The organism is Hoyosella levis (assembly GCF_026008515.1).
Lineage (GTDB): Bacteria > Actinomycetota > Actinomycetes > Mycobacteriales > Mycobacteriaceae > Lolliginicoccus > Lolliginicoccus levis.
In genome coordinates, this window is sequence record NZ_BQYM01000009.1 from 1 (window position 1) to 23,256 (window position 23,256).

Genomic DNA, 23,256 nt, shown 5'->3' on the forward strand with positions numbered 1-23,256 from the left:
GCGGAGAACAAGCTGCCGGGCGAGATCTCGGGCGGGATGCGCAAGCGCGCGGGCCTCGCGCGGTCGCTGGTGCTCAACCCGGAGGTCCTGCTGTGCGATGAGCCGGACTCGGGCCTCGATCCGGTGCGCACGGCGTACCTGAGCCAGCTGATCCTCGATATCAACGCGCAGATCGATTGCACGGTGCTGATCGTGACGCACAACATCAACATGGCGCGGACGGTGCCGGACAACCTGGGGATGCTCTTCCGCAAGCAGCTGGTGATGTTCGGTCCGCGCGAGGTGCTGCTGACCTCGGACGAGCCGGTGGTGGGGCAGTTCCTCAATGGCCGCAAGCTTGGCCCGATCGGCATGTCGGAGGAGAAGGACGAGGCGCAGCGCGCGGCGGAGGAGGCGATGGCCGCGGCCGGGCACGCGGATGGGTCGCCGGACGAGGATGTGCGGGGGATCGTGCCGCAGATCCGGCCGACGCCGGGGATGCCGGTGCGGCAGGGCGAGATCCGTCGTCGCGAGCGGGTGAAGGCGATCGTCGATGAGCTGCCGCCGCAGGCGCAGCGGGCGATCCGCAAGGAGCTCGAGGAGCACGAGGCGTCGGAGCATGAGGCGTCGGAGCGTGAGGCGGCGGAGCGTGCGGGGAGCAACCAATGACAAGCGCAGTGCGCGATAACAAGGTGACCAAGGCCGCAGGGAGCATGCTCCGCCAGGCCGGCCTGATCTTCCAGCTATTCGTCGACGTCATCCGCAACACGTTCCGTCGTCCGTTCCAGACCCGCGAGTTCATCGAGCAGGCCTGGTTCATCGCGAACGTGACGATCCTTCCGACCGCGCTGGTGGCGATCCCGTTCGGCGCGATCGTCTCGCTGCAGACGGGCTCGCTGATCCGCCAGCTCGGTGCAGAGGGCTTTGTTGGTTCCGCGAGCGCCCTGGCCGTCATCCAGCAGGGCGCGCCGCTGGTGACCGCTTTGCTCGTAGCGGGCGCTGCTGGTTCCGCCGTGACCGCGGACCTGGGATCACGCACCATCCGCGAGGAGATCGACGCGATGAGGGTGCTGGGCATCGATCCCGTCCAGCGCCTCGTGGTGCCGCGCGTGCTGGCGATGATCCTCGTCGCCATGCTGCTCAACGGTCTCGTGGCCGTGGTGGGCGTCGGCGGTGGCTACATCTTCAACGTCATGCTGCAGAACGGCACGCCAGGTACCTACGTCGCCTCGTTCTCCGCGCTCGCGCAGTTGCCCGACCTCTGGATCGGCGAGATCAAGGGCATGGTGTTCGGTGTGATCGCAGGCGTGATCGCTGCCTACAAGGGCCTCAACCCCAAGGGTGGCCCAAAGGGCGTGGGCGACGCAGTGAACGAGGGCGTCGTCGTCACATTCTTGCTGCTGTTCTTCGCGAACTTCATCCTCACCGCTGTGTACATCCAGATCATCCCGCCGAAGGGGGCGTAAGGCATGACGGCAACCAAGGGCCGCCTCGATGTCATGGGGCGGCGTGCGAAGAAAGTCGCCAAGGCACCCCTCAACACGCTCGAGGACCTGGGCGGGCAGCTGTCGTTCTACGGTCGCGCGATTGCCTGGATCCCCGCTGCTACCAAGAAGTACCCGAAGGAGGTGACCCGGCTGCTCGCCGAGGTGACCTTCGGCACCGGTGGCCTCGCGGTCATCCTGGGCACCTTCGGCGTCATCATCGCGATGTCCGCGTTCACCGGCGTGGTCGTGGGCATGCAGGGCTACGCATCGCTCGACCAGATCGGCGCCTCGGTGCTGACGGGCTTCATCGCGGCGTACATCAATACCCGCGAGGTGGCGCCGATCATCGCGGCGCTGGCACTGTCCTCCACGGTCGGCTGCGGCTTCACTGCCCAGCTCGGCGCGATGCGCATCTCCGAGGAGATCGACGCCGTGGAGGTCATGGCAGTACCGAGCCTGCCGTTCCTCGTCACGACCCGCATCGTGGCTGGCTTCATCGCGGTCATCCCGCTGTATATCGTTGGCCTGCTCGCCTCGTACTTCGCCTCGCGATCCATCAACGTGTACCTCAATGGCCAGTCGACTGGCTCGTACGACCACTACTTCAACCTGTTCCTGCCCCCAGAGGACGTGTTGTGGTCGTTCGGCAAGGTGTTGATCTTTGCGTTCGTGCTCATCATGGTGCACTGCTACTACGGGTATAACGCCAGTGGCGGCCCGGCAGGCGTCGGCGTGGCCGTCGGCACCTCGGTGCGTACGGTTATCGTCACCGTCGCCATCCTTGACTTCTTCCTGAGCCTCGCCATCTGGGGCACGACTACCACAGTGAGGGTTGCCGGATGAGTGCTGTACCCAGCAAGAACAGGCTGCGCATCATCGGAGTCATCTTCATCGCGCTGATCCTGGCGTTCGTGCTGTTCACCACGCTGACCTTCATGAAGGTCTTCAAGCCGGTCGCTATGGTGACCGTGGTTGTCGACACGCTCGGCAACTCGCTCAGCGAGCAGGCTGATGTCAAGATCAAAGGTGTGAACGTGGGCGAGGTGCGCAGCACTAGCATCGGCCCGGATAGCCAGGCGCGAATCGAGATCGCCATCGATGCGGACAAGGTGTCGTACGTCCCGGAGAACGTGACGGCGCGAATCGCTCCCAAGACGCTCTTCGGCGAGCGCTACGTTGCACTGATCATGCCGGAGGTACCGACCGGGGATAATATCCAGGCGGGCGCGGTCATCCCCGAGGCGACCCAGGGCAGCGTCATCGACGCGTCGCGCATGTACGACGTGTTCCACGATCTGCTCACTGCCGTGCCACCCGCGGACCTCGCCGTCACCCTTGGATCTCTCAACCAGGCGTTCAGCGGCCGGGGTGACAAGCTCGGTGCCATGATCGACCGCTTCCAGGAGATGGCCACCAGCATCAATACGGAGCAGCCCAACCTCGAGGCAACAGTGCGGGACTTCGCGACATTCGCGGATACCTACTCCGACGCGCTGCCCGATCTGATCAACGCGCTCGATACTTTCCGCACCACCAACCAGACGATCATCGAGGAACGCTCCAACGTTGATGCGATGCTGGTGTCGCTGACCCGTTCGTCGAACCAGCTCGCTGACTTCCTCAACACCAACGGCGATAACATCATCACCATCGCCGCGGACTCAAGGGAGACCCTGGAGATGCTTGCCCGGTACTCGCCGGCCTATGGATGCGCCATCGGCTATTTCGCTGACGTCGAGCCTCGGCTCGACCGCGCGTTCGGCGCCGGCGTCGCGGAACGCGGCCAAGGGCTCAACATGACGGTGGAGATCGCGAATCCGCGCGGACGCTACCTGCCCAACCAGGACGAGCCACGCCTCTTTGATGACCGTGGCCCAGTCTGCTACCAAGCGGTACCGCCGGGCCAGGGCAACTTCGGCCAGTACCCGGGAGGCGCCATCAATGACGGCACCTATCCGGTGCCTTCGCGCAACCCCGGGCCACAGAACGTGCAGGAACTCCCGAATCCGCTGGCCAGCGTCGTGAGCACGAGCGGTGTTGACCTTGCTGGATCCCCGGCGGAACGCGATGCACTGAGCGTCATCTACAGCCAGGGCACCGGAATCGCGCCCGACGACATCCCAGGATGGACCACCATGATCGGAGCACCAGTACTGCGCGGGGCGGAGGTGAGCATCCGATGAAGAGCCTCGCCGCACCCCTGATCAAGCTCATTGTCTTTGCCATAGTCACGATCCTGGCCGTGTCAGTGCTCGCGGTAGCCGTCTCGAACTACCTGCCCACCTCGGGCGCGAAATACACCGCCCGCTTCAGCGACGTCACCTCCCTGAGCGTCGGTGACGAGGTCCGAATCGCTGGCGTGCGCGTCGGCGCGGTCACCGCCATCAGCCTCTTGCCCCAGGGCGCCGACCGTGACATCGCCGAGGTCGAGTTCCAGTTGCAGGAGGGCATGCAAGTTCCAGCCAACGTCGATGCCGCCATCCGGTACCGCCACTTGGCCGGCCAGCGATACCTGCTGCTGACCAGGGGTACGACCGGGGACGAGAGCGAGATGCTGGAATCGGGTGATGTGATCCCGCTCGAGCGGACAACGGAGGCGGTCAACCTGACCGTCCTGTTCAACGGCTTCCGGCCATTGTTCGAGACCCTCGACCCGGCAGACATCAACCGGCTCGCGGACCAGATCATCCAGATCTTCCAGGGCGAGCGGACCACTGTCACCCAGCTCGTCGCGAATGTCGGCACTCTCACCAATGCGATCGCCGATAAGGACCAGGTCATCGGCGCCGTCATCACGAACCTGAACTCAGTGCTCGAGCGGGTCAATGAGCACGACGAGGACATCAAGGAGATGGTGACCTCCCTCGACATCCTGGTGAGCGGCCTCGCGGAAGACCGCGGAACGATCGGCAGCGCTGTCGACTCGCTCTCGGTTCTCACCACGGAGCTGAGCGCGCTTCTCGAATCCTCCCGCCCGTCCATCCAGGGCACAGTCGGCGGCGTCGAGCAGCTTGCGAGCAACCTCAACGAGGGAAGCGGCCAGGTCGAGTCCGCGCTGCAGAACCTGCCGGTCAAGCTCGAGCGCGTGGGCAAGTCCGCTTCGCTGGGTTCCTGGTTCTCCATCTACCTCTGCGGGCTCGACATCATGCTCGGACCGGGCGCGCCCTCCACGGTTAGTGTTCCCGGTGGAATCCCGCGGCTGAACCAGCCGATTTACACCAACGTGGCGCAACGCTGCCAACCTGGGGGTATCCAGTGACCTTGCACCGAAATCCCTCGATCACCGGCTTCATCGGTGTCATTGTCATCCTGGCAGCCACGGCATCGGCCTTCTTCCTTACTGATGTTCCGCTGTACGGGCAGGCCCAGCACTACACTGCCGAGTTCAGCGAGACCGCCGGCATGGACGTCGGCGCAGAGGTCCGCGTAGCGGGCGTCAAGGTCGGTGAGGTGACTGACATGACGCTCGAGGGCGACCGCGTTGCCGTCGGGCTCCGCATCGAGGACACCTGGATCGGCGACCGCACGGAGGCCTCGATCCAGATCAAGACCGTGCTGGGACAGAAGTACGTGTCGCTGGAACCGCGCGGCACCGAGGCACTTGATCCTGGGGTGCGGATCCCGCTGGAACGTACGACCGCTCCCTACGACGTCATCCCCGCGTTCTCCGATGCGGCCGAGACGCTGGGCGAAATCGATATGGAGCAGTCAGCCGAAGCCTTCCGGACCCTCTCGGACAGCTTCGCCGACACCCCCGAGCACATGCGCAACGCCATCGATGGGGTCACGCGGCTCTCGCAGACGATCTCCGACCGCGATGAGGAACTGGTGCGGCTCCTTGATCAGACTCGGGAGACCACGCAGATCTTCGCGGACCGCAACGAGGAGTTCAGCCGCTTGATCACCAATGCGGGCCTGCTTCTGCAGGAGCTCAACATCCGGCGCGAGGCGATCTCGATCCTCCTCCGGTCGAGCCAGGATCTCTCCACCGAGCTGACCGGCCTCGTCGAGGACAACGAGGCCCAGATGGGGCCTGCGCTGGAACAGCTGCAGGGCGTCACCGACATCCTCGTGCGCAACCAGGAAGCGCTCCAGCGCGGCGTGAACCTGCTCGCGCCGTTCTACCGGGTCTTCGCGGACACCCTCGGAAACGGACGCTGGTTCGATATCGCCATCGTCAATCTCACACCGCCGGGGTTGCCCGAGGTCCCAGGCATTCGTGCCCCGATCAACACCGAGGGAGTTAACTGATGGCCAAGAAAGGCATCGGAGTAATCGCGGGCGCCCTGGTGCTGCTGCTCCTCGCTGGGACCATCATCTGGTGGTTCTTCTTCCGGCCCGGGCTGCAGATCACCACGCATTTCCCGACGACCGTGGGCATCTACAGCGGAACCAAGGTGCGTGTGCTGGGCATGGAGGTCGGCAAGGTCTCGAGCGTCACTCCCGTGGGCGACGAGGTGCGCGTGGAGATGAATATCAACCGGGGAGTGAAGATCCCTGCAGATGCGTTCGCGCTGCAGATGACCCCCTCGCTCATCTCGGATCGCTTCATCCAGCTCTCGCCCGCCTACTCGGGCGGCCCGGAACTCGAAGGCGACGATGCGGAGATCCCGCGGGAACGCGCGCGGGTTCCCGTCGAGGTCGATGAGATCTACCGGTCCATCGCCGAGTTCACCGAGGCCATGGGCTCGGATGGGGCGAACAAGGACGGGGCACTGTCCGAGTTCATCGACACCTCCCATGCAAACCTCGTCGGCAATGGCCAAGCACTCGGCGAATCGATCACCGAGCTCGCCGAGGCGTCGCGGACGTTCGCGAATGGCAGCGAGGACTTCTTCGGTACGATCCGCAACTTGCAGGAACTGACAACCGCGCTCGCCGAGAACGACACACAGGTGCGCAACTTCAACACCCAGATGGCAATCTTCACCGACTATCTCGCCGGCGAGCGGGAAAATGTCGGTGCCGCGATCAACCAGCTTTCCTTCACGCTCGACGATGTCGCGCGCTTCGTCAACGACAATCGCGAGGCGCTCTCATCCAACGCGGATGGCCTTGCCCAGGTGACATCGCGGTTGACGCAGGAGACAGACGCTCTCAGTGAGATCCTGGTGACGGCGCCGCTCGCGATCAGCAACCTCGCGAATGCCTACGATGCGGAATCAGGCACGCTAGCTGCCCGCCTCAACCTGCTTGAACTGCAGGATCTCGGTGGGTCCGTCTGCGGCCTGATCGACGTGCAGCGCCTGTACCCGCAGAACGAGCGCTTCTCGGAACTGGGTGAGCAGATGGCACCGATCCTCCAGCAATGCGATGCTCTCGCCGAGCAGCTGAACGCCGGTGTGCGGAGCCCCGGTGTGGTGCTGCCGCTGGGAATCATGAGCAACCAGCTCATCCAGAACGCTGGCCCGGTCCCTGGCACCGTTCCAGGTGTCCAGGCACCCATCGACCTTACTGATGTCGAACGCTCACTGGTTGGAGGTGGACGGTGATCAATCCGTCAAGGAGCAATGCTCCACGGACCAGCAATGCAAAGCCATGGCGTCGACCAGGTCGATTGGCCACCCTGGTCATCAGCCTGGCCGCCGTTGGGACCACCACCACCGGTTGCATGCTGGAGGACGGCATCTACTCGCTTCCGCTGCCCGGTGGCGCGGACCTCGGATCTGATCCGATCAACGTGACCGCCGAGTTCGACCAGGTGCCCGAGGTGTTCCCCGATACCATGGTGAAGGTCAATGGCGTCAACGTGGGAATGGTCGATGACGTCTCGCTAAGCGACGGTGGGTGGAACGCGATCATCGAGATGAGACTGCGGGATGGCCTTCAGCTGCCCGTGAACTCGCTGATCTCCATCCAGCAGACCGCATTGCTCGGTGAGAAGTTCGTCGCCATCGAGCCACCGGAGTCGGATAGAGCTTCGGAAGTGATCGAGGACGGGCACTACATCCCCCCGGACAACAGCCGTGTCCAGATCGAGATCGAGGACCTCTTCGGTGCGCTGTCACTGCTGCTCAACGGTGGTGGCGTCGCGCAGATCCAACCGATCCTCGACGAGCTCGAGAAGGCGCTGGGAGGCCGGGAGCCCCAGGTCAAGTCGCTCCTGCAGGAAACCAACACCCTCGTCAACAGCCTCAACAACCAGCGCGGGGAGATCCAGCGCGCCCTCGACAACCTCGAGGTCATGTCAGCGCGGCTCGATACGCAGCGCGACCAGATCAGCGCGATCGCGGAGGAGATCCCACGCGGCACCCAGATCCTCGCCGAGCAGACTCCGCAGCTGATCGAGGCTCTCCGCCAGATCGAGGCCATGAGCACCATCGGCTCGGATGTGATCACCACGGTCCGGGAGGATCTGGTCGCCGATCTGCGAGCGCTGCGCCCGATCGTCCAGGCACTCGCCAACACGGGCGCGGACTTGCCGGCTTCGCTCTCCATCCTGCCGACATACCCGTTCCCGGATAGCGCGATCGACGTCTTCTATGCGGGAGCGGTCAACGGGTGGGTATCTGTGGATCTCCAACTCGCCGATACCCTGGAGAACCTGGGTGTCGGGCAGCCGCCGCCGCAGTACGTGGCCCCATACGGCCAGCCGCAGCCGGTCATTGACCCGAGCAACCCCTACGTCAACGGGAACGGTCCGGTGCCAGGACCGGGGACCGCGCCGCTGATCCCGCTGGGCAACTTGTTGCCCGCGCGCGCGCCGGCGGCGTCGCCACTCGGACAGTTCCAGGAACTCCTCGACACCTTGGGGGTCGGCCAGCCATGATGTCACGCTTCGTCAAGATCCAGCTAGTCATGTTCGTGGTGATCGCCGTCGTGGGCGTCGTGTTCGTCGGCGCCAAGTACGCGCGGTTGCACACTCTGCTTGGCTTCGGTGAGTACTCCGTGTATGTGGAGATGACTCAGGAAGGTGGCACTGGCGGTATCTTCCCGCTCGCTGAGGTCACCTACCGCGGCACTCCAATCGGTGTGGTCGGCGAGCAGGAGCCCATCGAAGGGGGCACGCGTGTGGAACTGCTGGTCCGTACCGGCGCCCCCGAGATCCCTGCCTCGTCCCGTGCGGTTGTAGCGAACCGATCTGCCGCCGGCGAGCAGTACATGGATCTCCGCGCCGATACCGACGAAGGCCCCTTCCTGGAAGAGGGTGACGTGATCCCATTCGAGAGGAGCTCCGCGCCGGTCCGTGTCGACAGGCTGCTCGATGGATTGTATGACTTGTCGCAATCGATCCCGCTGGAGAAGTTCCGCGAGGTCGTCGAGGAGACCGCCCTTGTATTCCATGGCCGGGGCGAGGATCTCGGCACGGTCATTGACTCGTTCGACACCTTCTCGGAGGAAGCGAACGAGAACATGCCCGAGGTGCTGCAGTTCCTCCGCGATGGCAGCATTTTCTTGCGCACCCAAGCCGAGCAGCAGAACGAGATCCGCTCGTTCTCTAGTGACCTCGGATTGATCACCGACCAGCTGCAGCAGAGCGACCAGGACATCCGGCGCATCATCGGCACCGCGACGAGCGCGAGCGAAGCTGTCAGCGCGCTGCTCGATCGGGGTGGACCGTCGCTGACCCGGATCCTGAGCGATACGGCTCCGATCGCCGAGGTGCTCGGCGAGCGGGGCACCTACCTGCAGCCGGTGCTCCAGGCATTGCCCGCCCTCGGTGCCGCCGCCTACACCGTCGCGCCCAACGATGGGACGGCGCACTTCGGGCTTGTCTTCGAGCTGAACAACCCACCGGCGTGCACGGTCGGCTACGAGGGCACCTATGAGCGGATGCCCGACGGCCCGACCATCGATGCGGTGTACAACGGCACGCACGCGGACTGGGAATGGGACACCACGGTCGGCTGCCGCACTCCGCAGGGGAGTCCGACGGGTGTGCGTAGCTCCAACAAGATGATCTATGCCGATCCCGACACGGTCCAGCCGTGGGACCGGCAGCCGAAGGTTGCTCCGGATACGGCGAACCTCAATCCGTTCGCCGAGCAGACGGCACAGCTGCTCGACATCCTCGACGGCGACTAGCACGACAGCATCTAGTGGGGCCCGGGCATTGACTGGGCCCCACTAGATGTGTGTTTGCTTGCGGTTTCCTGAGAACCGCATGGGATTTTCGGGACAGGCACATGGCGAAGGTACGGTGAACGCGTGAGTGAGAACCAAGGCACACAGTCCGAGAAGACGGCGGATAAGCCGCAGCGCCGCAGCGGTGCGACGATCGCCCTTGGGGTTATCGCAGTACTGCTGATCGGAGCGATCGCATGGCTCGCCTGGGTGTGGTGGGGAGTAGTCGACGGACGGGGCGTGGCTGCGGAACGTGATCAGGTGCTGACCGCCGCCCATGGAGCAGTTGTCACGATGAACTCGCTCGATGGCGATGATCCGGAGAGGACGCTCGACGAGATCCGCTCCGTGATCACCGGTGACGAGATCAATGAGCAGATCGACCAGGCCGAGGAGGCACTCCTTGGCCGCGAGACCGAGGGCCGTCGCATCACCGTCGAGGTCACCGACATCGCGCTCGAGTCATTCGATGCCGAAGCCGGCACGGCCGAGGTGTTCGCCGTGCTGAACCAGACCGCGGAGCGCCCCGATACGGGCAATGTCGTCCAGCGGGTCATCGCTGGCATGACGATGACCGAGGTCGACGGGAAGTGGCTGGTCTCGGCGTCCGACTACGTGGCGCTTTCCACGCCAATCGTGGGCGGCCCGGCCGCTGAGAATGGGCAGGGCGCGAACCCAGCTCCCGAGGGAGAGGCCCCAGCTCCGGAAGGGGAGGCCCCAGCTCCGGAGGGCGCGGGCGAGGCGCCGCTGCCCGAGGAGAACGCAGGGGAGGGCGAGTGAGCCTGCTCGCGATCGCTGACCGTGGCGCGCTGAGCACGAGCACGCCTGACAGCCGCATATTCATCGAGGGAGAGTAGTCATCATGGCGCGACGCAATGCCGCGGGCGGGCAACGGCCGGAACGTGGTCGCCGCCCACCGATCGCTGGTCACAATCGCTCCAGGGCCGAGCAGCAAGCGGAAGCCCCGGACGCAGGATCAACTGGGGGTGGCGCAGACCAAACAGCAGCCGGTGCCAATGATGGGAACACCGTCGCTCGGCAGGGCGCGCCACGCTGGCTTATCGTGCTCGTTGTGGTGCTCGCTCTGGTGGCGGCGCTCGCCACTGGAGTGCTGATCGGGACTCGGGGCGTAGGTGCCCTCGCTGGCGGTAGCTCTGCCGCGGAAAGCGGAGCCGAGAACCGAGCTTTCGTGGATACGGCGGCGACGCAAGAGGTCAAGCGAACTGCAGTCGAGGCCGTCGAGGCGATCTTCAGCTACAGCCACGAGACCCTCGACGAGGATTTCGACACCGCGCGCGGGTACCTGACCGAATCCATGCGCGAGAACTACGATTCCACTATCAGCGTCACCGAGGAGGTGGCGCTGCAGCTGGGCGCGGTCGTGGAGACCACGGTCCCGAGGGCTGGAGTCGTGTCCCTGGGCAACGACGAGGCCGAGGTCCTGGTGCTGACCGCGGTGAGCACCGTGCGGTCCGATGGCGCGGCTGATCAAGCTTCGGGTCCATTGCGATTGGAGCTGGTCAAGGTCGACGGGGAGTGGCTCGTCGATGCGATCATCGAGCGGTAGGGGTCACATTCGGTGGGGCTGCGTTATCGCCTCTGATTGGGTACGATCTCGTTAGACAGTCGGTAGTGCCTGGTTTGCGCTTTTCGTGTACCAGCAGTACTTCGTGGCTGTGAGAGCGTCGGGCCTAGCCGGACGCTCCGGGATGCGGCCTGTCGACGCGACTTGACAAGTGTCGACTATTTTTGCGTGGGATTCGACATCTCAGTCCCAATCGTCTATCGTTGGACGTTGCGCTGGCTGCCTCCTGTACACCACTCGTCCCTCGATCGTGCTTCGTCTCGTCTGATCGTGAGTTGAGGGGTTCGTTCGGGTTGCCTCCAGCGGACTCAATCACTCAGCAAAGCAGACGAAAGCGTTTGCCGTCCGCGAGCCGGGCGGCGCGCGTGAGGTGCTGGAAGGACGCATCTTGGCAGTCTCCCGCCAGACCAGTTCAGTGGCCGGCATTCCCGGAGCTCCGAATAGGGTCTCCTTCGCGAAGATTCGCGAACCCCTCGAAGTCCCTGGGTTGCTTGACCTTCAGTTGGATTCGTTCGAATGGTTGATCGGCGCGGAAAGCTGGCGCGAGCGCGCAGCTTCCCGCGGCGAGGACGCCACCGCCAGCGGTCTTGAATACGTGCTTTCGGAAATCTCTCCCATCGAGGACTTCGCGTCCTCGATGTCGTTGTCCTTCACTGATCCGCGCTTCGACGAGGTCAAGGCCTCCGTCGAGGAGTGCAAGGAAAAGGACATGACCTACGCGGCGCCGTTGTTCGTCACCGCGGAGTTCATCAACAACGAGACCGGCGAGATCAAGAGCCAGACGGTCTTCATGGGCGATTTCCCCATGATGACCAACAAGGGAACCTTTGTCATCAATGGCACCGAGCGTGTCGTGGTGTCCCAGTTGGTGCGCTCGCCGGGTGTCTACTTCGACAAGACCCGCGATAAGTCCACCGAGAAGGACCTCTACAGCGTCAAGGTGATCCCGAGCCGGGGTGCCTGGCTCGAGTTCGATATCGATAAGCGCGACACCGTGGGTGTCCGGATCGACCGCAAGCGCCGCCAGCCCGTCACGGTTCTCCTCAAGGCACGTGGCTGGACCAACGAGCAGATCCGCGAGCGCTTCGGCTTCTCCGAGATCATGATGTCGACGCTGGAGAAGGACAACACCGCCGGCACCGACGACGCCTTGCTCGATATCTATCGCAAGCTGCGCCCGGGCGAGCCTCCGACGAAGGAGGGAGCCGAGAGCCTCCTTGATAGCCTGTTCTTCAAGGACAAGCGCTATGACCTCGCGCGGGTGGGCCGGTACAAGGTCAACAAGAAGCTTGGCCTGGCCATTGATCCGGCCGCGACGACGCTGACCGATGAGGACATCGTCTCCACCATCGAGTACCTCGTTCGTCTGCACTCCGGCGAAACGCTGATGACCAGCGTCAACGACGTCGAGGTGACGGTCCGCACCGATGATATCGATCACTTCGGCAACCGTCGCCTGCGCACGGTCGGCGAGCTGATCCAGAATCAGATCCGTGTCGGCCTGTCCCGCATGGAGCGTGTGGTCCGCGAGCGCATGACGACCCAGGACGTCGAGGCGATCACTCCGCAGACCCTGATCAACATCCGGCCCGTGGTTGCTGCCATCAAGGAGTTCTTCGGAACCTCCCAGCTGTCGCAGTTCATGGACCAGAACAACCCTCTGTCCGGCCTGACGCATAAGCGACGCCTGTCAGCGCTGGGCCCCGGTGGCCTCTCCCGCGAGCGCGCTGGACTGGAAGTCCGTGACGTCCACCCCTCGCACTACGGCCGCATGTGCCCGATCGAGACCCCGGAAGGCCCGAACATTGGCCTGATCGGATCGCTGTCGGTCTATGCGCGGGTCAACCCGTTCGGCTTCATCGAAACGCCGTACCGCAAGGTCGAGGGTGGCATCGTCACCGACGAGATCCGCTACCTCACCGCTGATGAGGAGGATCGCTTCAACATCGCGCAGGCGAACTCTCCGATTGATGCGCAGGGCCGGTTCGTCGATGAGCAGGTCCTGGTGCGCCCGCCGGCGACGAGCGACTCCGAGGTGGAGTTCGTCGCGGCGGTCGAGGTCCAGTACATGGATGTCTCGCCCCGGCAGATGGTCTCCGCGGCGACCGCGATGATCCCGTTCCTCGAGCACGACGACGCCAACCGCGCGCTGATGGGCGCGAACATGCAGCGCCAGGCTGTCCCGCTGCTGCGCAGCGAGGCACCACTGGTCGGCACCGGCATGGAGCTGCGCGCCGCCTATGACTCGGGCGACGTGATCCTCACCGACAAGGCTGGCGTGGTCGAGGAGGTCTCGGCCGACTTCATCACGATCATGGCCGACGACGGCACCCGGCGCACCTACCAGCTGCGCAAGTTCAGTCGCTCGAACCAGGGCACCTGCATCAACCAGCGCCCTGTCGTCGATGAGGGCCAGCGCGTCGAGATCGGACAGGTCATCGGCGATGGCCCCTGCACCGATCAGGGCGAGATGGCGCTCGGCAAGAACCTGCTCGTGGCGGTCATGCCGTGGGAGGGCCACAACTACGAGGACGCGATCATCATCTCGCAGCGCCTCGTGGAGGAGGACACCTTCACCTCGATCCAGATCGAGGAGCACGAGATCGATGCTCGCGACACCAAGCTTGGTGCCGAGGAGATCACTCGCGACATCCCGAACGTCGCCGACGAGGTCCTTGCTGATCTCGACGACCGGGGCATCGTGCGCATCGGCGCGGAGGTCCGCGATGGTGACGTCCTCGTCGGCAAGGTCACCCCGAAGGGCGAGACCGAGCTGACCCCCGAGGAGCGCCTGCTCCGTGCGATCTTCGGCGAGAAGGCCAAGGAAGTTCGTGACACCTCGCTGCGCGTGCCGCACGGCGAGACCGGCAAGGTCATCGGTGTCCGGGTCTTCTCCCGCGAGGACAACGACGATCTCCCTCCAGGTGTCAATGAGCTCGTGCGCGTGTACGTGGCGCAGAAGCGCAAGATCCAGGATGGCGACAAGCTCGCCGGTCGTCACGGCAACAAGGGCGTCATCGGCAAGATCCTCCCCACCGAGGACATGCCATTCCTCGCCGACGGCACCCCGGTCGACATCATCCTCAACACCCACGGCGTGCCACGCCGAATGAACATCGGCCAGGTCCTCGAGTCGCATCTCGGCTGGATCGCGAAGTCCGGCTGGAAGGTCGACGTCGCGAACGGCATGCCCGAGTGGGCAGAGAAGCTGCCCCAGGAAGTCCTGGAGGCACAGCCCGACACGCGCACCGCCACCCCGGTTTTCGATGGTGCGAAGGAGGACGAGCTCGCAGGCCTGCTCGGATCCACCCTGCCCAACCGTGATGGCGAGCGCATGGTGGAAGCGAACGGCAAGGCGCAATTGCTCGATGGTCGCTCGGGCGAGCCGTTCCCGTACCCGGTGGCGGTTGGCTACATGTACATCCTGAAGCTGCACCACATGGTCGACGACAAGATCCACGCGCGCTCGACCGGCCCGTACTCGATGATCACCCAGCAGCCGCTCGGCGGCAAGGCACAGTTCGGCGGCCAGCGCTTCGGTGAGATGGAGTGCTGGGCGATGCAGGCCTACGGTGCTGCCTACACGCTGCAGGAGCTGCTCACCATCAAGTCGGATGACGTGGTGGGCCGCGTCAAGGTGTACGAGGCGATCGTCAAGGGCGAGAACATCCCCGAGCCAGGCATCCCTGAGTCGTTCAAGGTGCTGCTCAAGGAGCTGCAGTCGCTCTGCCTCAATGTCGAGGTCCTGTCCTCCGATGGTGCCGCGATCTCGATGCACGACACTGACGACGATGACATCGAGCGCACCGCCGCTAGTTTCGGGATGAACAGCCGCGCGATCTGATGGGAGCGATTGCCACCGCATCCTCGGATGCGGTGGCGCTCCGGCGCCCGTCGCGAACACGCGTCTTGGTGCCTTAGCTGAACAAGGTATTGCAGTCCGGCCTCGCAGGCCGGGGAACGTATCCAGCCTGCGAGGCCAATAACCCTTACGGGGAAAGGAAGTTACGTGCTAGACGTCAACTTCTTCGATGAACTCCGCATCAGCCTGGCCACCGCGGACGACATCAGGGCCTGGTCGCACGGTGAGGTCAAGAAGCCTGAGACGATCAACTACCGCACCCTCAAGCCCGAGAAGGACGGACTCTTCTGCGAGAAGATCTTCGGACCCACCCGGGACTGGGAATGCTATTGCGGCAAGTACAAGCGCGTCCGCTTCAAGGGCATCATCTGTGAGCGCTGCGGTGTCGAGGTAACCCGCGCCAAGGTGCGGCGCGAGCGCATGGGGCACATTGCCCTGGCCGCGCCCGTCACTCACATCTGGTACTTCAAGGGCGTGCCAAGTCGTCTCGGCTACCTGCTCGACCTCGCGCCGAAGGATCTTGAGAAGATCATCTACTTCGCCGCGTACGTCATCACCCACGTCGAGGACGAGCTGCGCCACAACGAGCTCTCCACGCTCGAGGCGCAGATGAACGTCGAGAAGAAGGGCGTGGCCGACCAGCGCGACGCCGATCTCGCCGAGCGCGCGCAGAAGCTCGAGACCGACCTGGCCGAGCTCGAGGCCGAGGGCGCCAAGGCTGATATCCGCAAGAAGGTCAAGGACGGCGCGGAGCGCGAGATGCGCCAGATCCGTGACCGCGCGCAGCGCGAGATCGATCGGCTCGAGGAGATCTGGACCGTCTTCACCAAGATGGCGCCCAAGCAGCTCATCGTCGACGAGCTGATCTACCGCGAGCTCGAGGACCGCTACGGCCAGTACTTCGAGGGCGGGATGGGCGCCGAGGCCATTCAGAAGCTGCTCGAGTCCTTCGATGTCAGCGGGGAGGCCGAGATCCTGCGCGAGATCATCCGCAGCGGCAAGGGCCAGAAGAAGATCCGTGCCCTCAAGCGGCTGAAGGTCGTGGCCGCGTTCCAGTCAACGGGCAACTCGCCCGGTGGCATGGTTCTCGACGCTGTCCCGGTGATCCCGCCGGAGCTGCGCCCGATGGTGCAGCTCGACGGTGGCCGGTTCGCCACCTCGGACCTGAACGACCTGTACCGGCGCGTCATCAACCGCAACAACCGGTTGAAGCGGCTGATCGATCTCGGTGCCCCCGAGATCATCGTCGCCAACGAAAAGCGCATGCTGCAGGAATCCGTGGACGCGCTGTTCGACAATGGTCGCCGCGGCCGTCCCGTGACCGGCCCGGGCAACCGGCCGTTGAAGTCGCTGTCGGACCTCCTCAAGGGCAAGCAGGGCCGGTTCCGCCAGAACCTGCTCGGCAAGCGTGTCGACTACTCGGGCCGCTCGGTGATTGTGGTCGGTCCGCAGCTCAAGCTGCACCAGTGCGGCCTGCCCAAGCTGATGGCCCTCGAGCTGTTCAAGCCGTTCGTGATGAAGCGGCTCGTGGACCTCAACCATGCGCAGAACATCAAGGCTGCCAAGCGCGCGGTCGAGCGCCAGCGCACGCAGGTGTGGGAGGTCCTCGAAGAGGTCATCTCCGAGCATCCCGTGATGCTCAACCGTGCGCCCACGCTGCACCGGCTTGGCATCCAGGCGTTCGAGCCGATCCTCGTCGAGGGCAAGGCCATCCAGCTCCACCCGCTCGTGTGCGAGGCGTTCAACGCTGACTTCGACGGTGACCAGATGGCCGTCCACCTGCCACTGTCCTCGGAGGCGCAGGCCGAGGCGCGCGTGCTGATGCTGTCGTCGAACAACATCCTCTCGCCCGCATCCGGCCGCCCGCTCGCCATGCCACGACTCGACATGGTGACCGGTCTCTACCACCTCACCCGCCTCGTGGAGGATGGCAAGGGCCAGCACACGGCAGCCACGAAGGATTCGCCGGAGCGGGGCGTGTACGCGTCACCGTCCGAGGCGATCATGGCGTTCGATCGTGGCGAGATCGGCCTGCAGTCGATGGTCAGGATTCGCCTCAACCACCGCCGTCCCACCAAGGACGACGAGCGCGAGCTGTTCCCCGAGGGCTGGAAGCACGGCGATGCGTGGATCGCTACCACGACCCTTGGCCGGGTCCTGTTCAACGATCTGCTGCCGCGCGACTACTACTTCGTCAATGACGTGATGCCGAAGAAGCGCCAGGCCGTGATCATCAACGATCTCGCCGAGCGCTATCCGATGATCGTTGTCGCGCAGACCGTCGACAAGCTCAAGGACGCGGGATTCTACTGGGCCACCCGTTCCGGCGTGACGGTTGCCATGTCCGACGTGCTCGTGCCGCCGGACAAGGCGCAGATCCTCGCGGTCTACGACCAGAAGGCAGCGAACCTCGAGAAGATGTACCAGCGGGGCAAGCTGTCGTCCGATGAGCGTCACGACGGCCTCGTCGAGATCTGGAAGCAGGCCACCGATGAGGTCGGCAAGGCGCTCGAGGCGTACTACCCGGATGACAACCCGATCCCGATGATCGTGAAGTCCGGAGCTGCGGGCAACATGACGCAGATCCGGTCGCTGGCGGGCATGAAGGGCCTGGTGACCAACCCGAAGGGTGAGTTCATCTCGCAGCCGATCAAGTCCTCGTTCCGCGAGGGACTGACCGTTCTCGAGTACTTCATCAACACCCACGGTGCCCGCAAGGGTCTCGCCGACACCGCGCTGCGCACGGCGGACTCGGGCTACCTGACCCGTCGTCTCGTGGACGTCTCCCAGGACGTCATCGTGCGCGAGGTCGACTGCGGCACCTCCCGCGGCCTGGAGATCCCGATCGCGGAGCGCACGCAGGACGGCAGCCTGGTCCAGGTCGAGCATGTCGAGACCAGCGCCTACGCCCGCACGCTCGCGGCGGACGCGCTCGACGCGGACGGCACTGTCGTTGTCGAGCGTGGGCATGATCTTGGCGATCCGGCGATCGAGAAGCTCATCGAGTCTGGCATCACCAAGGTGAAGGTGCGCTCGGTTCTTACCTGCACCACCGCCACCGGTGTCTGCGCGATGTGCTACGGCCGCTCGATGGCCACTGGCCAGCTCGTGGACATCGGCGAGGCCGTCGGTATCGTCGCGGCCCAGTCGATCGGTGAGCCTGGCACGCAGCTGACGATGCGTACCTTCCACCAGGGTGGCGTCGGTGATGACATCACTGGCGGCCTGCCGCGTGTGCAGGAACTGTTCGAGGCCCGCGTGCCGAAGAGCCGGACGCCGATCGCGGAGTCCGCCGGTACCGTGCGCATCGAGGACGATGACCGCTTCTTCAAGATCATCGTCACTCCTGATGATGGCAGCGACGAGGTGCACATCGACAAGCTGCCCAAGCGGCAGGGCCTCGCCCGGTTCAAGCATGCCGATGGCGTGGAGCGCATCCTCACCAATGGTGATCGTGTCGAGCTCGGGCAGGAACTGCTCGAGGGCTCTGCCGATCCGCACGAGGTGCTCCGTGTCCTCGGGCCCCGCAAGGTGCAGATCCACCTCGTCAATGAGGTGCAGGAGGTGTACCGGTCGCAGGGCGTGTCGATCCACGACAAGCACATCGAGGTGATCATCCGCCAGATGCTGCGTCGCGTCACCATCATCGATTCGGGTTCCACCGAGTTCCTGCCCGGCTCGCTCGTCGAGCGCGCCGAGTTCGAGTCGGAGAACCGTCGCGTGGTGTCCGAGGGTGGCGAGCCGGCTTCGGGCCGCGCGGTGCTCATGGGTATCACCAAGGCATCGCTGGCCACTGATTCGTGGCTGTCCGCGGCCTCCTTCCAGGAGACCACCCGGGTGCTGACCGATGCGGCGATCAACCGTCGCAGCGACAAGCTCATCGGTCTGAAGGAGAACGTGATCATCGGCAAGCTGATCCCGGCCGGCACTGGCATCGCCCAGTACCGGGACATCCAGGTGCAGCCGACCGAGGAGGCGCGCGAGGCGGCGTTCGCTGTCACCTCGTACGAGGACACGTACTTCAGCCCCGACGCGTTCGGCACCAGCTCTGGTGTTGCGGTTCCGCTCGATGACTTCGGCGGATTCCAGGACATGCGCTAGTAGCGAGGCATAACAGCGATGCCCGCTCCCGGATCATCCGGGAGCGGGCATCGCTGTTTCGTGGGCTTGGGGATGGCAGGTAGCCCGGTTCATCCGCCGATCCGCAGGAAGCGGCTAGGCGAGGGGAGCGACCCCGGCCTGCGCGTTGGTCTTTCCGTCGACGATGAACCACGTGGTGAAGGATTTCTCGTCCTCGCGGATCGCGAGCTCCACCTCGGCATCGGGAGGGATGGGAGCGAGGTACTCGATGACGGTGCGCGTGGGGACCGCCTGCAGCTCGGGGCGGCGGTGCAGCAGCTCCTCGATGGCCTGGAGGTAGATGCTGTTGTTGACGTGGCCGAGCAGATCGATGTCCACGGCCCGGATGGGGAACGCGGCGCGGGTGTCGCCCTCGAGGGGTGTCTCGGTTATCCAGGACCGCCACCGCAGTCGCTGCGTCTCAGCGGTGGAGCCGAGCAGCTGCTCGAAGCAGTCCGTGATGCGAGTGGGCATTCCGGAGGTGGGGCTGATGTTGATCCAGAATCCCTCGGTCTCGATGAGGCCTCCGGAGGGGGTGGAGAGCCGGACCCGCATCGTGCACCAGCGGCTAGAGATGCCGGAGCACCAGCGCTCGACGGTGACGGTGTCAGGGAACTCGATGGGCTCGATGATGTCGATGACGGTACGGCGGACTACCCAGATGGGGTGATCGCCGCGTGCCTTCACGTGGTCGAGGTGATCGAAGCCAGCATCCTGCAGGTAGCGCGCGATGCCGTCGCGGCGGAGCGCCTTGTTGCGGTCGACGTCGCCGGCGCGGACTGGCCAGGACGTGCGGAATACGTGCGGGCTGTCGGGGAGCGGGGCCAGGCGTGCGTCGAACATGGATTCCTCAAGGTCGTGCGTGGTCAGCGCGGGACGTGGAAAGTGACGAGGGTACAGGAACCGGGTACGAGCTTGTCCCAGTCGTGCTCCGTGGTGAGCACCGCGAGGGCAGAGGTGGGGTACTTGGCGCGGATGCGCGCCGCGGCCTCGCCGGTGTCATTGGCGGCGAGGGAGAGGGTGGTGTCGGGGATGCCAGGCCAGTGGCCGATGACGAGCAGGGTGCGGATGCTGGGCTCGACGAGCCCGATCTCCTCGGTGATGGATTGCGCGTCGGCGCCGTAGAGCTCGGGAACGAAGGTGACAGGGGCGTCGACCCCGCTGGCGGCGAGGGTGTCGCGAGTCCGGCGCGCGGTGGAGCAGAGCACCAGGTCGATGCTCGGAGCGTGCTCGCGGAGCCAGTCGCCGCCGAGCGCGGCCTCGCGCTCGCCGCGGTCGGCGAGGGGGCGGTCATGGTCGCTTGTTGCCGGCGGGTAGGCGGATTTGCCGTGGCGCAGGAAGATCAGGGTGCGTCCGGTGTCCATGGTGAGCAACCGTAGTGCTGCTCGTGGACTCGGAGCGGGGGAGCGGCGCGGACGTATCCGGATCGTGCTCAAACCGTATGCCTGCTGGGCCGCGGCTGGTGGGAGTGTGGGTGGCAGTGTCGAGAGCGGGGATTCTCAGGCAACACACACGTAAAAAGAATCATGCATGCTTGCTTCTTTATCCCCGAGCTGTCACTCTTGTCTCACATAACTCGGCAGATCCGGAAGCGAGCCCATGTCCGATCCCACCCGTCTTGTATCCCAGGTCGTTGACGACCTCGACGCAGAGGGCGAAGCCCTCGAGTCCCTTGTCGCGAGCCTTCCTCCCGAGCAATGGTCGCTCCCGACCCCGGCCGAGGGCTGGACCATCGCCCACCAGGTCGGCCACCTCGCTTGGACCGATGCCGCCTCTGTCAAGGCCGCTACTGATCCCGAGGCGTTCCAGCAACTCGTCACCGAAGCCTGGAGCAATCCTACGGGCTTCGTCGACGAAGCCGCTGAGGAATGGGCGCGCATCCCTCCCGCGCAATTGCTCGAGACCTGGCGCGCGGGCCGGCACGAGCTCTCCGAGGCCCTGCGAGCAGTCGAGCCCGGCAACAAGATCCCCTGGTTCGGCCCGCCGATGAACCCGGTGTCCATGGCCAGCGCGCGCATCATGGAGACCTGGGCGCACGGCCTCGACATCGCCGACACCATCGGCGCAGCTCCAGAGCCCACCGCGCGCATCAAGCACGTCGCCCACATCGGCGTCCGGGCCCGTGACTTCGCCTACGCGCTCAACCAGCTCACCCCTCCCGCCGAGCCGTTCCGCGTCGAGCTCGTCGCCCCGGACGGCGCTACCTGGACGTGGGGCCCCGAGGATGCCGCGCAGCGCGTCACCGGGACAGCGCTCGACTTCTGCTACCTCGTCACCCAGCGCCGCAACATCGCGGACGTCGACCTGAGCGCCGAGGGCGAGGACGCGCGCCACTGGCTCGGGATCGCACAGGCCTTCGCGGGCCCTCCCGGCAATGGCAGGCCGCCCGCAAGCAGCCAGTAGGCCACATCCATGACTCCGTCGCACACCTGAAGCAACAAGGACTCCACATGCCACAACCCACCATGATCAGGGTCGGAAACTGCTCCGGCTTCTACGGCGACCGCATCTCTGCCATGCGCGAGATGCTCGAGGGCGGCGACCTCGACTACCTCACCGGCGACTACCTCGCTGAGCTCACCATGCTCATCCTTGGCCGCGACCGCATGAAGGACCAGAGCCTCGGCTACGCCAAGACCTTCCTCCGGCAGGTCGAGGACACCCTCGGGCTCGCGCTCGAGCAAGGCGTCAAGATCGTCACCAACGCCGGCGGGCTCAACCCGGCAGGCCTCGTCGACAAGATCCAGGAGTTCGCCAAGGCACAGGGCCTCACCGCGCGCATCGCCCACGTCGAGGGCGATGACCTGCGCGAGCGGGCCGAGGAGCTCGGGCTAGGCACCCCGTTGACCGCCAACGCCTACCTCGGTGCCTTCGGCATCGCCGAATGCCTGAACGCCGGCGCGGATATCGTCGTCACCGGCCGTGTCACCGATGCGTCCGTCATCGTCGCCCCCGCCATCGCCGAGTTCGGCTGGGGCCGCACGGACTTCGATCAGCTCGCGGGCGCCGTTGCCGCGGGGCACATCATCGAGTGCGGGACCCAGGCCACGGGCGGCAACTACTCGTTCTTCACCGAGATCCCCGACCTCGGCCGACCCGGTTTCCCCATCGCCGAGATCCACCCCGATGGCAGCAGCGTCATCACCAAGCACGAGGGCACCGGCGGCGAGGTCAGCGTCGGCACCGTCACCGCGCAGCTGCTCTACGAGATCTCCGGCGCGCGCTACGCAGGGCCTGACGTGACCACCCGCATGGACAGCATCGAGCTCTCCCAGGACGGCCCTGATCGTGTGCGCGTCAGCGGCGTGAAGGGCGAGGCTCCGCCGCCAGACCTCAAGGTCTCCCTGAACACACTGGGCGGGTTCCGCAACCAGATGGAGTTCATCGTCACCGGCCTCGACCGCGAGCAGAAGGTCGAGCTCGCCAAGTCCCAGCTCGAGTCCTGGCTGACCAAGCGTCCCACCGAGCTGCGCTGGGAATACTCCGGCACGGCGAAGGAGGATGCCGAGACCGAGGAGCAAGCCACCTCGCTGCTGCGCTGCATCGTCAAGGATCCCGACCCGAAGGTCGTGGGCCGGGCATTCACCAGCGTCGCCGTCGAGCTTGCCCTCGCAAGCTACGCCGGCTTCACCTTCACCTCCCCGCCCGGCAGCGCCCAGCCCTACGGGCTGTTCACGCCCGGCTACGCCCCGCAGGACAAGGTGCCCCACATCGCGGTCCTGCCCGACGGCACCCGCGTCGATATCCCCGCGCCCGAGCAGGTGCAGGCCCTCGCTGACGCGGACGAGCCTGCCCTGCCCGAGCCCATCGAGCCCGGCGAGACACGCTCCGCCCCGCTCGGCCTCGTCGCTGGCGCGCGCAGCGGCGACAAGGGTGGCAGTGCCAACATCGGCGTCTGGGCCCGCAGCGACGAGGCCTGGGCCTGGCTCGCCCACGCCCTCACTGTCGAGGAGCTCAAGCGGTTGTTGCCGGAGGCCAAGGACCTCGAGGTCAAGCGCTACGCGCTGCCGAAGCTTCGTGCCGTGAACTTCGTCATCGAGGGCATCCTCGGCCAGGGCGTCGCTTCCCAGGCCCGCTTCGACCCCCAGGCAAAGGGACTCGGAGAATGGCTCCGCTCCCGCCACATGGACATCCCCGTCTCCCTCCTCCCCGCATGACCT

17 protein-coding genes are annotated in these 23,256 nt (G+C 65.2%); 15 read left to right on the plus strand and 2 right to left on the minus strand.

The window, feature by feature from the left end:
• From QC765_RS10890 to QC765_RS10950, 13 genes are all read left to right on the plus strand, one after another.
• Positions 1–648 (plus strand): ATP-binding cassette domain-containing protein (locus QC765_RS10890; RefSeq protein WP_278314471.1); only part of this gene is annotated, 648 nt, incomplete at its 5' end.
• On the plus strand, positions 645–1,445 hold the full coding sequence (locus tag QC765_RS10895) for an MlaE family ABC transporter permease (protein WP_278314472.1): 801 nt from the start codon (positions 645–647) through the stop codon (positions 1,443–1,445). The genes QC765_RS10890 and QC765_RS10895, both read left to right, overlap by 4 nt.
• 3 nt (positions 1,446–1,448) lie before the next feature.
• Positions 1,449–2,309 carry an MlaE family ABC transporter permease gene (locus tag QC765_RS10900; RefSeq protein ID WP_278314473.1) on the plus strand — a complete coding sequence of 287 codons (861 nt, stop codon included), beginning with the start codon at positions 1,449–1,451 and terminating at the stop codon, positions 2,307–2,309.
• Entirely contained in the window at positions 2,306–3,649 is a 1,344-nt protein-coding gene (locus tag QC765_RS10905; protein WP_278314474.1) for an MCE family protein, read from the plus strand. Before QC765_RS10900 ends, QC765_RS10905 begins: the two co-directional genes overlap by 4 nt.
• Positions 3,646–4,725 (plus strand): MCE family protein, encoded by a 1,080-nt coding sequence (locus QC765_RS10910; RefSeq protein WP_278314475.1) that lies wholly within the window; start codon positions 3,646–3,648, stop codon positions 4,723–4,725. Before QC765_RS10905 ends, QC765_RS10910 begins: the two co-directional genes overlap by 4 nt.
• Positions 4,722–5,717, plus strand: coding sequence for an MCE family protein (locus QC765_RS10915; RefSeq protein ID WP_278314476.1), 996 nt, complete (start codon positions 4,722–4,724; stop codon positions 5,715–5,717). The genes QC765_RS10910 and QC765_RS10915 overlap by 4 nt, the downstream gene beginning before the upstream one ends.
• Positions 5,717–6,958 carry an MCE family protein gene (locus QC765_RS10920; RefSeq protein ID WP_278314477.1) on the plus strand — a complete coding sequence of 414 codons (1,242 nt, stop codon included), beginning with the start codon at positions 5,717–5,719 and terminating at the stop codon, positions 6,956–6,958. The genes QC765_RS10915 and QC765_RS10920 overlap by 1 nt, the downstream gene beginning before the upstream one ends.
• Positions 6,959–7,023: 65 nt before the next feature.
• Positions 7,024–8,235, plus strand: a complete 1,212-nt coding sequence (locus tag QC765_RS10925; protein ID WP_278314478.1) for an MCE family protein — start codon at positions 7,024–7,026, stop codon at positions 8,233–8,235.
• The gene (locus QC765_RS10930; RefSeq protein WP_278314479.1) at positions 8,232–9,491 is read left to right on the plus strand and encodes an MCE family protein; all 1,260 of its coding nucleotides are present in this window, start codon (positions 8,232–8,234) and stop codon (positions 9,489–9,491) included. The genes QC765_RS10925 and QC765_RS10930 overlap by 4 nt, the downstream gene beginning before the upstream one ends.
• A 123-nt stretch (positions 9,492–9,614) precedes the next feature.
• The gene (locus tag QC765_RS10935; protein ID WP_278314480.1) at positions 9,615–10,310 is read left to right on the plus strand and encodes a hypothetical protein; all 696 of its coding nucleotides are present in this window, start codon (positions 9,615–9,617) and stop codon (positions 10,308–10,310) included.
• Between the two features lie 283 nt (positions 10,311–10,593).
• Positions 10,594–11,097, plus strand: coding sequence for an LpqB family beta-propeller domain-containing protein (locus QC765_RS10940; RefSeq protein WP_278314481.1), 504 nt, complete (start codon positions 10,594–10,596; stop codon positions 11,095–11,097).
• Between the two features lie 388 nt (positions 11,098–11,485).
• On the plus strand, positions 11,486–14,959 hold the full coding sequence (gene rpoB, locus QC765_RS10945) for a DNA-directed RNA polymerase subunit beta (RefSeq protein ID WP_278314482.1): 3,474 nt from the start codon (positions 11,486–11,488) through the stop codon (positions 14,957–14,959).
• Between the two features lie 165 nt (positions 14,960–15,124).
• Positions 15,125–19,078 carry a DNA-directed RNA polymerase subunit beta' gene (locus QC765_RS10950; RefSeq protein WP_278314483.1) on the plus strand — a complete coding sequence of 1,318 codons (3,954 nt, stop codon included), beginning with the start codon at positions 15,125–15,127 and terminating at the stop codon, positions 19,076–19,078.
• 114 nt (positions 19,079–19,192) lie between these two features.
• Here QC765_RS10950 and QC765_RS10955 read toward each other — a convergent pair whose 3' ends face one another.
• A complete protein-coding gene (locus QC765_RS10955; RefSeq protein ID WP_278314484.1) occupies positions 19,193–19,939 on the minus strand; it encodes an acyl-[acyl-carrier-protein] thioesterase in 747 nt (248 codons plus the stop codon).
• Positions 19,940–19,962: 23 nt separating this feature from the next.
• Positions 19,963–20,460, minus strand: coding sequence for a SixA phosphatase family protein (locus QC765_RS10960; RefSeq protein ID WP_278314485.1), 498 nt, complete (start codon positions 20,458–20,460; stop codon positions 19,963–19,965).
• A 235-nt stretch (positions 20,461–20,695) separates the two neighbouring features.
• On the opposite strand from QC765_RS10960, the gene QC765_RS10965 reads away from it, so the two are divergent.
• Complete coding sequence (locus QC765_RS10965) at positions 20,696–21,499, plus strand: TIGR03084 family metal-binding protein (protein WP_278314486.1); 804 nt, start codon at positions 20,696–20,698, stop codon at positions 21,497–21,499.
• 47 nt (positions 21,500–21,546) lie between these two features.
• Entirely contained in the window at positions 21,547–23,253 is a 1,707-nt protein-coding gene (locus QC765_RS10970; RefSeq protein ID WP_278314487.1) for an acyclic terpene utilization AtuA family protein, read from the plus strand.
• Positions 23,254–23,256 lie beyond the last annotated feature (3 nt).

What these genes read in the sequence shown, in the direction of transcription:
- QC765_RS10960 (WP_278314485.1), bottom strand. Translation starts at nt 20,460, where the DNA reads ATGGACACCGGACGCACCCTGATCTTCCTGCGCCACGGCAAATCCGCC.
- QC765_RS10905 (WP_278314474.1), top strand. Translation starts at nt 2,306, where the DNA reads ATGAGTGCTGTACCCAGCAAGAACAGGCTGCGCATCATCGGAGTCATC.
- QC765_RS10970 (WP_278314487.1), top strand. Translation starts at nt 21,547, where the DNA reads ATGCCACAACCCACCATGATCAGGGTCGGAAACTGCTCCGGCTTCTAC.
- QC765_RS10895 (WP_278314472.1), top strand. Translation starts at nt 645, where the DNA reads ATGACAAGCGCAGTGCGCGATAACAAGGTGACCAAGGCCGCAGGGAGC.
- QC765_RS10910 (WP_278314475.1), top strand. Translation starts at nt 3,646, where the DNA reads ATGAAGAGCCTCGCCGCACCCCTGATCAAGCTCATTGTCTTTGCCATA.
- QC765_RS10920 (WP_278314477.1), top strand. Translation starts at nt 5,717, where the DNA reads ATGGCCAAGAAAGGCATCGGAGTAATCGCGGGCGCCCTGGTGCTGCTG.
- QC765_RS10965 (WP_278314486.1), top strand. Translation starts at nt 20,696, where the DNA reads ATGTCCGATCCCACCCGTCTTGTATCCCAGGTCGTTGACGACCTCGAC.
- QC765_RS10930 (WP_278314479.1), top strand. Translation starts at nt 8,232, where the DNA reads ATGATGTCACGCTTCGTCAAGATCCAGCTAGTCATGTTCGTGGTGATC.
- QC765_RS10900 (WP_278314473.1), top strand. Translation starts at nt 1,449, where the DNA reads ATGACGGCAACCAAGGGCCGCCTCGATGTCATGGGGCGGCGTGCGAAG.
- QC765_RS10955 (WP_278314484.1), bottom strand. Translation starts at nt 19,939, where the DNA reads ATGTTCGACGCACGCCTGGCCCCGCTCCCCGACAGCCCGCACGTATTC.